At 71.0% G+C, this 13,153-nt stretch carries 7 protein-coding genes; 3 read left to right on the top strand and 4 right to left on the bottom strand.

Annotated elements, in window-relative coordinates:
* Positions 1-63 precede the first annotated feature (63 nt).
* The gene (locus tag OTB19_RS18625) at positions 64-1,002 is read left to right on the top strand and encodes a DMT family transporter (protein WP_420716858.1); all 939 of its coding nucleotides are present in this window, start codon (positions 64-66) and stop codon (positions 1,000-1,002) included.
* 10 nt (positions 1,003-1,012) lie between these two features.
* Positions 1,013-1,906 carry a LysR family transcriptional regulator gene (locus tag OTB19_RS18630; protein WP_267799401.1) on the top strand — a complete coding sequence of 298 codons (894 nt, stop codon included), beginning with the start codon at positions 1,013-1,015 and terminating at the stop codon, positions 1,904-1,906.
* A gap of 97 nt (positions 1,907-2,003) precedes the next feature.
* On the opposite strand, the gene pepN is transcribed toward OTB19_RS18630, so the two are convergent.
* The 3 genes from pepN to OTB19_RS18645 all read right to left on the bottom strand — a co-directional run bounded on the left by pepN (position 2,004) and on the right by OTB19_RS18645 (position 7,852).
* Positions 2,004-4,601, bottom strand: a complete 2,598-nt coding sequence (gene pepN, locus OTB19_RS18635; RefSeq protein WP_267799402.1) for an aminopeptidase N — start codon at positions 4,599-4,601, stop codon at positions 2,004-2,006.
* A 204-nt stretch (positions 4,602-4,805) separates the two neighbouring features.
* A complete protein-coding gene (locus tag OTB19_RS18640; RefSeq protein WP_267799403.1) occupies positions 4,806-6,566 on the bottom strand; it encodes an FG-GAP repeat domain-containing protein in 1,761 nt (586 codons plus the stop codon).
* Positions 6,567-6,823: 257 nt separating this feature from the next.
* The gene (locus OTB19_RS18645) at positions 6,824-7,852 is read right to left on the bottom strand and encodes an aspartate-semialdehyde dehydrogenase (RefSeq protein WP_267799404.1); all 1,029 of its coding nucleotides are present in this window, start codon (positions 7,850-7,852) and stop codon (positions 6,824-6,826) included.
* Between the two features lie 262 nt (positions 7,853-8,114).
* On the opposite strand from OTB19_RS18645, the gene OTB19_RS18650 reads away from it, so the two are divergent.
* Entirely contained in the window at positions 8,115-9,599 is a 1,485-nt protein-coding gene (locus OTB19_RS18650) for a M28 family metallopeptidase (RefSeq protein WP_267799405.1), read from the top strand.
* Positions 9,600-9,679: 80 nt separating this feature from the next.
* Here OTB19_RS18650 and OTB19_RS18655 read toward each other — a convergent pair whose 3' ends face one another.
* Entirely contained in the window at positions 9,680-13,015 is a 3,336-nt protein-coding gene (locus OTB19_RS18655) for a S8 family serine peptidase (protein WP_267799406.1), read from the bottom strand.
* Positions 13,016-13,153: the final 138 nt, after the last annotated feature.

A 13,153-nucleotide genomic window follows, 5' to 3' on the forward strand; every position in this document is an offset into this window, starting at 1 on the left:
CTGCGGTGGATCACACCGCGGTGGAGAACACCGCCGCACCCCACCCTCAGGAGGAGACACCCAGTGGCCGTCACGGACCGCGCCCGCACCGTTTCGCAGACCCGGCAGCCCGAGCGCCCCGGAGGCACCGGCGCGAAGGGGGCCGCCGGACTCGGCGTCGCGCTCGCCCTGGTGGCGACGGTCGTCTGGTCCGGCAGCTTCGTCGCCACCCGCGGCATGGCCGACAGCGTGCCCCCGATCCAGGCCGTCTTCTGGCGCTGGCTCATCGCCGCGGTGGCCGTCGCCCCCTTCGCCGCCCGCCAGGCCTGGGCCCAGCGGGCCCTGCTCCGCGCCCACCTCGGCTACGTGTGCCTGGCCACCCTCTTCGGCGTCACCCTGTACAACACCCTCGTCCACCAGGCCGGACTGACCACCTCCGCCTCCAACATGGGCATGATCATGGCCGCTTCGCCGGTCATCATGGCCCTGTACGCCCGCCTCGGCGGCGAACGACTCGGAGCCCGCCGCGTCCTCGGCATGCTGCTGGCCGCCTTCGGGGTGCTGCTCCTCGTCGGGGACGGCTCGCTCGGCTTCGACTTCACCGCCGGCGACCTGTGGATGTTCGGCGCCGCCCTCTCCTTCGCCACCTACAGCGCCCTGCTCAAGCGCAAGCCCGCCGAACTGGGCGGACTCGCCTTCCTCCTCGCCACCTTCGTGCTCGGCGCGCTGATGTTGGCGCCCGCGTACGCCGTGTCCCTGTCCGTCCAGGGCGGCTTCGCCCTCACCCCCGCCGCCGGGGGCATGCTGCTCTACGTCGGCGTGATGTCCTCCGCCGTCGCCTTCTTCGCCTGGAACAAGGCCGTCGCGGTGATCGGCGCCGCCCGCGCCGGCGTCGTGTACTACCTCCAGCCCGTCTGCGTCGCCGGCCTCGGACTGCTGCTGCTGGGCGAGCGGACCGGACCCGCCCAACTCCTCTGCATGGCGCTGATCCTGGGCGGCGTGGCCCTCGGTGCCCGGCGGTAGGTTCGGTCTCATGATCGAGTGGGACATCAAGAAGCTGCGGATCCTGCGGACCCTGGCCGACCGGGGCACCGTGACCGCGACGGCCGAGGCGCTGCACATGACGCCCTCGGCCGTTTCGCAGCAGCTGACCAACCTCGCCCGGCAGTTGGGGGTCCCCCTGTTGGAGGCCCAGGGGCGCAGGGTGCGGCTCACCGACGCCGCGCACCTGGTCCTGCGGCACGCCGAGGCCGTGTTCGCCCAGCTCGAACGAGCCGACGCCGAACTGGCCGGCTACCTGTCGGGGGACGCGGGCGAGGTCCGGATCGGCGCCTTCTCCACGGCCGTGCCCGTCCTCGTCGTCCCGGCCGTCGCAGCCCTGCGCCGGACCCACCCCGGCGTGGAGGTGCGCGTGCGGGAGACCGAGGCCGCCGAATCGTACGAGCTGCTGTCTGCCGGCGCCGTCGACCTGGCGCTCTCCCTCGCGGCCCACGCCCCGACCGCCCGTGACCCCCGTTTCACCCGGGTCACGTTGCTGGAGGACCCGCTGGACGTGGCCCTGCCCCCCGACCACCCGCTGGCGGCCGCGCCGGCCGTGCGGCTGGCCGACCTGTCCGGGGACCGGTGGATCTACGGTGGCAGCGGGCCCTGGTCGGAGATCACCCGCAACGCGTGCGAGGCGGCCGGGTTCGTCCCCGAACAGGCCCACTCCGCGTCGGGTTGGACGGCCATCCTCGCCATGGTCGAGGCCGGCATGGGCGTGGCGCTCGTCCCGCGCATGGTGACGGGCCGCGCCTGCGGCGTCGCCGTCCGGGTCCTGGCCCACGACCGGCCCACCCGGCACGTGGTCGCGGCCCTGAGGCGCGGCTCCGCGTCGGCGCCGGCGCTGGCCCACGTACTGGCCGCGCTCAGAGCGGCGGCGGGCTGATACCCCGGCGCCGGGACCCGGCGACCACGCGCGAGGGGCGCCCCCGGTACGCGTGTCGCGCACCGGGGACGCCCCTCATCGGGTCGGGCCCGCGCCGTCAGGACGCGGCGGCCGCGTCCGCCGCCTGGGCCTTCAGCGCCCGCTCGACGCCCGAACGGGACTCCGAGACCAGCCGGCGCAGACCCGCGCCCGGGTCGGCCGAGGCCAGCCAGGCGTCCGTCGCCGTCAGGGTCTGCTCGGAGACCTGGAGCGCCGGGTACAGGCCCACCGCGATCTGCTGGGCGATCTCGTGGCTCCGGGTGTCCCAGACCTCCTTGACCGCCGCGAAGTACTTCTCGGTGTACGGGGCGAGGAGCTCGCGCTGGTCGGTCTGCACGAAGCCGCCGATGACCGCCTCCTGTACCGCGTTCGGCAGCGAGTCGCCCTCGACGACCGAGGCCCATGCCTGCGCCTTGGCCTCCGCCGTCGGACGCGCCGCCCGGGCGGTGGCCGCGTGGCGCTCGCCCGCCGCGGTGGCGTCCCGCTCCAGCTCGGCCGCGATGGCCGGCTCGTCGAGGACGCCCGTGGTGACCAGGCGCTCCAGGAACGCCCACCGCAGATCGGTGTCGACGGCCAGGCCCTCGATCTCCGCGGAGCCGTCCAGCAGCGCCGACAGGTACGTCAGCTGTCCCTCGGTCCGGGCCGTCGCCGCGAAGGCACGGGCCCAGGCCAGCTGGTGGTCGCTGCCCGGCGCGGCCGCACGCAGGTGCTCCAGCGTGGCCTCGGTCCAGTCGGCCAGGCCCTGCTCGCGCCAGGCCGGGTCGGCGTACAGGTCGATGGCCAGCTTCACCTGGCGGTGCAGCGACTGCACCACACCGATGTCCGACTCCTTGCCGATGCCCGACAGCACCAGCGCCAGGTAGTCGCGGGTGGCCAGTTCGCCGTCCCGCGTCATGTCCCACGCCGAGGCCCAGCACAGCGCGCGCGGCAGCGACTCGGTGAAGTCGCCCAGGTGCGCGGTGACGTTGGCCAGCGAGATCTCGTCCAGGCGAACCTTCGCGTAGGACAGGTCGTCGTCGTTGAGCAGCACCACCGTCGGGCGGGCGCGGCCCACCAGCTCCGGCACCGCCGTCAGCTCGCCGTCGATGTCCAGCTCGATCCGGTCCGAGCGGACCAGCAGGCCGTCGCGCAGGTCGTACAGGCCGACCGCGATCCGGTGCGGGCGCAGCACCGGCTCGCCCTTGGCGCCGGCGGGCAGCGCGGGTGCCTCTTGGCGGACGGCGAAGGCGGTGATGACGCCCTGGACGTCGGTCTCGACCTCCGGACGCAGGATGTTGATGCCGGCCGTCTCCAGCCACGCCTTCGACCAGGCGGTCAGGTCGCGGCCGGAGGTCTCCTCCAGCGCGCCCAGCAGGTCGGACAGGCGCGTGTTCCCGAACGCGTGCGCCTTGAAGTACGCCTGTACGCCCTTGAAGAAGGCGTCCATGCCGACGTAGGCGACGAGCTGCTTGAGCACCGACGCGCCCTTGGCGTACGTGATCCCGTCGAAGTTGACGAGCACGTCGTCCAGGTCACGGATGTCCGCCATGATCGGGTGCGTGGACGGCAGCTGGTCCTGCCGGTACGCCCACGTCTTCATGGAGTTCGCGAACGTGGTCCACGCGTGCGGCCACTTCGAACCCTCGGCGTACGCCTGGCAGGCGATCGAGGTGTACGTCGCGAACGACTCGTTCAGCCACAGGTCGTTCCACCACTCCATGGTGACCAGGTCGCCGAACCACATGTGCGCGAGCTCGTGCAGGATGGTCTCGGCGCGCACCTCGTACGCGGCGTCCGTCACCTTCGAGCGGAAGACGTACTGGTCGCGGATGGTGACCGCGCCCGCGTTCTCCATGGCGCCCGCGTTGAACTCCGGCACGAAGAGCTGGTCGTACTTCGCGAAGGGGTAGTCGTACGCGAACTTCTCCTGGAACCAGTCGAAGCCCTGCCGCGTGACGTCGAAGATCGCGTCCGCGTCGAGGAACTCGGCGAGCGAGGGCCGGCAGTAGATGCCGAGCGGCACCGACTGCCCGTCCGGACCCTCGTACGAGCTGTGGACGGCGTGGTACGGACCGACGATCAGCGCGGTGATGTACGAGGAGATCCGCGGGGTCGGCTCGAAGCGCCAGACGTCGTCCTTGGCGTCCGCGGCCTCCGCCCCCTCGGGAATCTCCCGCGGGGAGTTCGAGACGACCGTCCAGCCCTCGGGGGCCGTCACGGTGAACCGGAACGTCGCCTTCAGGTCGGGCTGCTCGAAGCTGGCGAAGACCCGCCGCGCATCCGGCACCTCGAACTGGGTGTACAGGTAGGCCTGCTGGTCGACGGGGTCGACGAAGCGGTGCAGGCCCTCACCGGTGTTGGTGTAGGCGCAGTCCGCGACGACACGCAGCTCGTTCGCCCCGGCGACGAGGTGGTCCAGCGCGATCCGGGAGTCCCGGAAGACCGCGGCCACGTCCAGTGCCCTGCCGTTCAGCACGACCTCGTGCACGGCCGGCGCGACCAGGTCGATGAAGGTCTCGGCGCCCGCCTCGGCGGAGTCGAACCGCACGGTGGTCACGGAGGGGTAGGTGCCGCCCTCCTGCGCACCGCTGAGATCGAGTTCGATCTCGTACGAGTCGACGGTCAGCAGCTTCGCTCGCTGCTGGGCCTCTTCACGGGTCAGGTTCGTGCCAGGCACGCGTTCATCTCCTTCGATGGTCGTTGCCCCGCCATCCTTCCACGCGGGCGGCGCAACCGCCCCGGACTCATCCACGGGCGAACGCGGCATCCCCTCTGGGGCGTTTCGTCCCGGCACGGCACCGCGCCCCACCGGAGGAATCCGATGGGGCGCGGCGAGGGGAGGGCACCGGGGCGTCGCCCGCGGTGGGGGGACGCGACCGGATCAGATCAGGTCGGTGAACTGGTTCCAGCCCGAGCCCAGGGCGGTCCGGGGCTCGAAGGTGGCATCGGGGACGGTCGGGGTGAGGCCGCTCGCCGTGTACAGCCAGAGCTTGCCCTGGGAGTCGCGGGCGACCAGGTCGGACAGGCCGTCGGCGTTCAGGTCGCCGGGGGAGACGATCGCGGTCATGTCCTTCCAACCGCTGCCGACCTGGACCGGCTGCGCGAACGGCACGGCCGTGTCGTGGGTGCCCTGGTACAGCCAGAGGCGACCGTCGGTGCCGCGGCCGACCAGGTCGGGGATGCCGTCGCCGGTCATGTCACCGGCCCCGGTGATCCGGTCCAGGGAGTTCCAGCTGCTGCCGACCTTGAGGCGGTTGTAGAAGCCGGTGCCGGTGCCGCGACCCGGGTACAGGTACAGGTCGCCGCCCTTCTCGCGGGCCAGCAGGTCGCCGCGGCCGTCCCCGGTCAGGTCGCCGACGCCGATGACGGTGTTGTAGATGCCCCAGCCGGAGCCCAGGTTCACATCGCCCTTCTCGTGCAGCGCCCACAGCTGACCACCGGCGGTGATCTTGAGGACGTTGCCGTTCGGGTTGGTGCCGAGTCCCGAGGTGTGGATCAGGGTGTCGGTGCTGCTCGGGATCTGGCTGAACGCGTAGTAACCGGTCGGCCCCTCGAAGCGGTTGCGGCCGCTGGAGCGGTACGCCGACATGGAGCCGCCGGCGTCACGGGCGATCAGGCTCTTCTTGCCGTAGGCACCGTTCGGGGAGTCGTCACCGGCGAAGCCGAGGAAGTGCGGGAACTCCAGGGGGTAGACGCCGGTCTGGTCCAGCTTGCCGTTGCCCAGGCTCGTGTAGACCAACGCGCCGCCGTCGTTCTTGCGGGCCAGCAGCCGGACGTTGCCGTCCTTGTCGCCCTGGGCGAGGACCTGGTCGAACTCCTGCCAGCCGTGGCCGATCGGAACGGCCGCACCGAACGGGGCGTCGGTCTTGCCGGTGGAGGGCAGGAAGTACAGCAGGCCGTCCGAGGACCGGATGATCAGGTCGGCCAGGCCGTCCTTGTCGAAGTCGTAGCCCGTGACGAGGTTGGCGAAGTTCCACTGGTTGCCCGTGACCTCGATCGGGTCCGCGTACGGGCTGGTCGTGTCCGCCTTGCCGGTGCCCGGGTAGAGGAAGAGCTGCCCCTTGGTCGTACGGGCCAGCAGGTCCGGGTGGCCGTCGCCGGTCAGGTCGCCCGCACCCGCCACCTTGTTGAACACGTGCCAGCCGCCGGAGGCCCAGCCGGTCGGCGTGCTGCCCTGCGTGGTCGCGGTGTGCAGCTGGATGCCGCCCAGGGTGTTGATGGTCAGGAGCTCGGGGCTGCCGTTCCCGTCGAGGTCGCCGACCGGCACGACCTCCTTGTGCTCGTCGACGTTCTTGATCTCCCCGGCGATCGGGAACGCGGCGGTGGCGCCGGAGTCGTAGCGCACCGACCAGCCGCCCCACACGTTGCGCAGGAGGAAGTCGTCCTTGCCGTTGCCGTCGATGTCCAGGCGCGGGGAGACGGCCGCGGCGGTCTTGCCGGCGGTCTTGGCGGCGGTCTTGGCCTTCGGGGCGGCGACGGCGCCACCCGGCTGCGGGACGGCCTGCGCCGCGGCGGACGGCTTGCCGGGCACGACCGGCGGCTCGGAGGCGAGGGCCTGCCCGGCGGTGATCATCCCGGTGGCCAGGGCGAGGGCGGTGCAGGTGAGCACGCGGAAGCGGCGAGAGGTGGTGCGGGCGTTCATGAAGATGTCCCCCAGGACTGCTGTCTTGACCTCCCCCCCTGGGAGGCAAGATGAAATGTAGATCATGCAAAAGCCCTGGTGAAAGGGGTTTCCGAGGGGCGCGTGGGGCTGCGGCGGCGTGGTGACGGCGCTGTGACGGGGTGGTGACAATCGGGTCGGGAAGGGGTCGTTCCGATGCGATGAAGGAGCGGACACGACGCCGGCCCGCCCCACCGGGACGGTGGGACGGGCCGGAGACGTACGGCGGGGCGGGCGGGTCAGCCGCGCAGCTCCTCGGCGACCAGCTCCGCGATCTGGACGGCGTTCAGCGCCGCGCCCTTGCGGAGGTTGTCGTTCGAGAGGAACAGCGCCAGGCCGTTCTCGGCCGTCTCGTCGGTGCGGATGCGACCCACGTACGAGGCGTCCTTGCCGGCGGCCTGGAGCGGGGTCGGGATCTCGGAGAGCTCGACGCCCGGGGCGTCCGCCAGCAGTTCGTAGGCGCGCTCGACGCTCAGCGGCCGCGCGAAGCGGACGTTGACCTGGAGCGAGTGGCCGGAGAAGACCGGCACGCGCACGCAGGTGCCCGAGACCTTGAGCTCCGGGAGTTCGAGGATCTTGCGGGACTCGTTGCGGAGCTTCTGCTCCTCGTCGGTCTCGAAGGAGCCGTCGTCGACGATCGAGCCCGCGAGCGGCAGCACGTTGAAGGCGATCGGACGCTTGTAGACGCCCGGCTCGGGGAAGGTCACGGCCTCGCCGTCGTGCACCAGCGCGGTGGCCTCGCCCGCGACGGCCTTGACCTGGCCGTCGAGCTCCGCGACGCCCGCGACGCCCGAGCCGGAGACGGCCTGATAGGTGGTGGCGATCAGCGCGGTCAGGCCGGCCTCGTCGTGCAAGGGGCGCAGCACGGGCATCGCGGCCATGGTGGTGCAGTTCGGGTTCGCGATGATGCCCTTGGGGCGGTTCTTGATCGCGTGCGGGTTGACCTCGGAGACGACGAGGGGGACCTCGGGGTCCTTGCGCCAGGCCGAGGAGTTGTCGATCACGACGGCGCCCTGGGAGGCGACCTTCTCGGCGAGGGCCTTGGAGGTGGCGCCACCGGCGGAGAAGAGCACGATGTCCAGGCCCGAGTAGTCGGCCGTGGAGGCGTCCTCGATGGTGATCTCGCGGCCCTGCCACTCCAGCGTCGAACCGGCCGAACGGGCCGAGGCGAACAGCCGCAGCTCGTCCACCGGGAACTTGCGCTCGGCGAGGATGCCGCGCATGACTCCGCCGACCTGTCCGGTGGCTCCGACGATTCCGACCCTCACGGTGACTCCTTTTGGTACGTACGACGCGGGCGCGCGTGGAGCCATCATGCGTTCGACCCCACGAGCCTTGTCCAATCCATTGTCCGAGGTGCGGACGGTGTCCTGAACGTGAACCCCCGTGAGGACTCCGTGGCGGGTGTGTTGCACCACCCTGAAAGGCCCGTTTACCCAGTTCAGAGCCGATTAGCGTCTGATCCGGCCGTGACCGTTATCCGGACATGGCGTATCGGACATCGAAACGACTGACTCGGGGAGAACCATCGTGCGAGCCATCCGCCACCGCCGCCGGTCCATACCGGCGCCGGTCGCCCTCGCGGCCGTCGCCGTCGCCGCATCCGTCCTGCTCACCTCCACCCCGGCGAACGCCCACGGGCCGCGCCAGGGAGCGTTGGCCAAGGAACTGGTCGAGGAGGTCACCGCCCGCGGGGCCTACCGGCACCTGGTCAGGTTCCAGCAGATCGCCGACGCCAACGGCGGCAACCGGGCCGCGGGCACGCCGGGCCACGCGGCCTCCGCCGCGTACGTCCACGACACGCTCAAGAAGGCCGGCTACCGGGTCTCGTACCAGGACTTCGACATCTTCGAGGCCCACACCAGGACGGAGAAGGCCACCGTCGTCGGCTCCGGGGGCCGCGAGCTCGCCACCGCCGCCTTCACCTTCACCCGGTCCACCCCGGCCGGCGGGCTCACCGCCCCGCTCGCGCTCGCCCGGGTCGACGAGACCCCCGGCTGCGAGGCCGAGGACTACGCGGCCGGCTCCTTCACCGGGAAGATCGCCCTGGTCAAGAGGGGCGCGTGCACCTTCTTCGAGAAGGAGAAGGCGGCCGTGGCGGCCGGTGCGGCCGGTGTGATCGTCTACAACCACAGCGGCACCACCCCGGTGCGCGGCACCTTCTCCTCGCCCGCCGAGGGACTCGTACCGAGCGCGGGCATCAGCCTGGCCGACGGTGAGGCGCTCGCCGCGTCGGCGGCCGCGGGCGAGGTGACGGTCCGCCTGGACCTGGACCAGGAGCACGTCAAGAAGACCACCCGGAACGTGATCGCGGAGACCAGGGGAGGCCGCTCCGACCGCGTCGTCACCGTCGGGGCCCACCTGGACTCGGTTCCCGAGGGCCCGGGCATCAACGACAACGGCTCCGGCTCGGCCGGCCTGTTGGAGGTCGCCCTCAAGCTGGCCGAGGAGACGCGCGGCGGCAACGGCGGGCAGCCCGCCAACAAGGTGCGCTTCGCCTGGTGGTCGGCCGAGGAGCTCGGGCTGCTGGGTTCGGAGCACTACGTGGCGAGCCTGACCGAGAAGCAGCGGAAGGACATCGCCCTCCACCTGAACTTCGACATGATCGCCTCGCCGAACCCGGCGCAGTTCGTCTATGACGGCGACGACTCGGACAAGACGGGCGCGGGCGCCGGTCCGGCCGGTTCCGCGCAGATCGAGTCCCTGATCAACGGCTTCCTCGACAGGAAGGGCAAGCCGCACGAGGGCAGCGACTTCGACGGCCGCTCCGACTACGGCCCGTTCATCGCGAACGGCATCCCGGCCGGCGGCACGTTCACCGGCGCCGAGGGAATCAAGACGCCCGAGCAGGCCAAGCGGTACGGCGGCACGGCCGGCGCGCCGTACGACCCGAACTACCACGGGGCGGGGGACACGTTGAAGAACGTGGACCTCAAGGCCTTCGACACGAACCTCGACGTGATCGCGCACGCGGTCGGCACCTACGCCGCCGACCTGAGGTCGCTGGGCAGGTAGGACCGAGGGGGACGAGGGGGAACGAGGAGGGGGCGGTGCTCGTCAGAGCACCGCCCCCTCTTCTTCAGGGTCCTACGGGGTTACGGCAGGACCTTCTCGATCTGCACGCTGCCGGTGCCGGCGGCGGTGCCGCGGGCGTTGAGCAGCTTGACCTGGCCGAAGAACTGACGGCCCTCGGGGGCCGGGCTGTTGACCAGGACGTTCGCCGAGACCTGCGCGGTGGCGCCGGTGGCGAGGTTCACCGCGGCGGCCTCGTCGACCTGGACGGAGCCCAGGGCGGCCGAGAAGAACACGTCGCGGTAGTCGTACGTGGTGGTACCGGCCGGGATCGCGTAGCCGATGACCTTCACGGAGTAGGTGCCGGCGGCCGGGTTGACCAGGCTCACGGCCTCCTCGGAGTCGCCGTCGGCGGAGGTGCCGACCTTGACGCCGTCCTTGTAGACCTCGAGGTCGAGGTCCGCGCCGGTGTCGGAGACCTTGCCGATCGCGACGTCGAGGCGGGAGACGCCCTCGCCGATCGTGACCTCGCTGGTCTGGGTCTCACCGTTGGCGATGGTCGGCTTGGCGACCTTCGCGGAACCGAGCGGGCCGCCCTGGAGCTTGCCGCCGGAGATGGCCGCGGCCTCGTTCTTGACGGTCAGCCGGACCGGCGCCGGGGTGCCCTGCTTGACCTCGGGCAGCACCTTGACGGCCGGGTCGAAGACCGCGCCGAGGACGGAGACGTCCAGCTTGTACGGGTTGTCGAGCAGCGGCGACGTACGGCGCGACTCGACCTCGATCTCCCACACACCGGACTGCGGGTCGGCGTACGACCGCAGGTCGGGGCGGCAGGTGTTCGCCGGGTTGTTGTAGTTCGGGTAGCACTGGGTCGTCGCGCTGTCCTCGACGCCCACGCCGTACGGGTGGATCGAGATGAAGCGCGTCTGGCTGCCGTCCTTCAGACCGCCCAGGGCGACCTCAAGGGTCTTGGCGCCCTGCGGGACCGTCACGAAGTACGACTTGTGGCTGTTGCGCTGCACCGAGGAGGTGTCCGACAGCGTGAAGGACGGCTTCGCCAGCGGGGTGGCGGCGACGACCGTGGTGAGGATCTGCTTGTCGATGCCCTCGGTGGTCGGGTCGTCGAGCTGCAGGATGCCGCTGTGGACGCCGGCCGACTTGGCGTTGGCCTCGACCTTGATGGTGACGGGCTTGTTCAGCGGCAGCGTGACGTAGTCGTAGCCGCCGATGACCTTGAAGGTCCCGTCGTTGTTGCGCCAGGTCAGGTCGTGCCGCGTGCCGTACTTGACGCCCGTGGTGCGGGTGACGACGACGTCGTAGACCTTCTTCTGGCCGACCTTCAGACCGCCCTCGCGGTCGTAGAGGCCGGTGCCGAAGCCCGGGGTCTTCAGGAACTGGTCGATCGCGGTGTCGACCGGGGCCTTGACCGTGAACTCCTCGGCCTTGGCGTTGCGCTGGATGGACTCCCACGCGCCGACGACGTCGATCAGACCGGAGCCCTGGGCGTGCGCCGGGACGTCGGCGATCTTCTTCGCGGTGCTGGTGAGCGCCACCCGCAGGCTCGCCGGGGTCAGCGCGATGTGCTGCTGCTTGGCGGCCGAGATGAGCAGGGCGCTCGCGCCCGCCGCCTGCGGCGAGGACATCGAGGTGCCCTGGAGCATGCCGTAACCGGCGGGCAGGGCGTATCCGGCCTCGGCCACGGGCGCGCCCGGCAGCCAGGTCTGGATGGTGTTGATCGCCGCGCCGGGCGCGGTGATGGTCGGCGTGAAGCCGCCGTCCTCACGCGGACCGCGCGAGGAGAACGGGAACATGTTGTACTTCTTGCTCACGCCGGAGCCGTAGTTGGCCGCCCAGGTGTCCTTGGAGACGGCGGCGCCCACGGAGATGACCTTGTCCGCGAGACCGGGGTCGCCGATGGTGTTGACACCGGGGCCCTCGTTGCCCGCCGAGATGACGAGCTGGACACCGTAGGTGTCGATGAGGTTCTTGTAGAGCTCGGAGCGCGCGTTGTTGCCGTCGTTCAGCGCCGGCAGGCCGCCGATCGACATGTTGACGATGTCCACGCCGCGGTTGACGACGAGGTCGATCATGCCCTCGGTCAGCGCGATGTTGGTGCAGCCGCCCGACCAGGAGCAGGCGCGCGAGGAGACGAGCTTGGCGCCGGGCGCCTCGCCGTTCATCTTGCCGCCGAAGAGGCTGTTGGCGGCGGTGATGCCGGCGACGTGCGTGCCGTGCTCGGACTCGATGATGCCGACGTTGACGAAGTCGGCCTTCTTGCCGACCCAGTCACCGCCCAGCGGGTCCATCGGGACGTCCTTGCGGATCTCGATCACGAACGGGATGCGCTCGGCGATCTCGGTCGCCGGGTTGTCCGTGCCGAAGTAGCCGATCTGGTAGCCGTCCTTGTACGGCTTCATCGGCTCGTTGTTCGTGAAGTCGCCGTCCTGGTCGGTGTCGACGCGGACGGTCCCGGCGACCGGGTCGTAGAGCAGGCCGAACCGGTCGGTGGTGTCGCCGTCGCGGTTGACGTCGCCCTTGGCGTCGCCGGTCGCGGTGATCGACTCGCTGAAGCGGCTCCACTGGAAGGTGCCCTCGGGGGCCTTCCAGCTCTGGCCGCCCGCGGTGAAGCTGCCGCCGGCGGGGGTGACCGGGGTGATCTGGGCGCGCCAGGTGGCGTCGTTGTCCGTGATCGGGTCGGTCGCCGTGACCCAGTCGACGATCTTGCGCTCGCCGGTGGTGGTCTTCTGCAGGGCCGGGTGGCCGAGGTCGACACCCGAGTCCATGATGCCGATGGTCACGCCGCGGCCGTCGGCCTTCGGGTTCTTCTTGACGAAGTCCACCGCGCCGGTCTCGAAGGACGGGTTGTACGGGTTCTTCGCGGGGGTGTCCTTGCCCGGCGCCGGGTAGGTCTCGGCCGCGGTCTTCTTGGCCTTGCCGGCCTCCTTGCCCGCGTCGGGACGCGGGTCCGGGAGCTGGATCTCGTGCCGCAGGTCGATGCCGTGCACCGAGGACAGCTTGCCGGCCGCCTTCAGCGCGGCCTCGGCCTTGTCGGTCGGCAGGGTGGCGCGCACGTAGCCGAGCTTGTCGTACGTCCGGCCCACCGAGGCGCCCTGGACGGCGTCGAGCTGCTGTGCGACCTGCTTGGTCTCGCCCGGGGCGGTCGCGACCATGACGGTGACGTTCTTGTCACCCTTGGCCTTGGCCTCCTGGAGCAGTTCGGCGTCGGCCGAACCGAGCTTCTGGTCCGCGGACTTGACCGGCGCGGAGGAGCCGGGGTCAGTGGCTCCCGTCGCGGCGAAGACGGGAACGGCTCCGGTCGCGCAGAGCGCGGCCACCAGGCCTGCGGCGGCCGCGACGCGGGCGACGCGTCTGGCGCCGGGTATGGCCCCGGGCGTGGAGCTGGGGGATTCGAGGGTCATCAGCATCCCTGGCTAAGTGGTCTGCGTCGTAAGTCCTTCGGGGGTTGATCACGCGGCCTTGGCGGCGGAGGATTCTTCTGGGTGATCGGCGGTGTGCTGGTCGAGCCTGGCCAGGAGATCGTCCAGGTCGGAGGTGGT

The sequence above is a fragment of the Streptomyces sp. H27-H5 genome (assembly GCF_026627505.1).
In the GTDB taxonomy this organism is placed as follows: Bacteria; Actinomycetota; Actinomycetes; order Streptomycetales; family Streptomycetaceae; genus Streptomyces.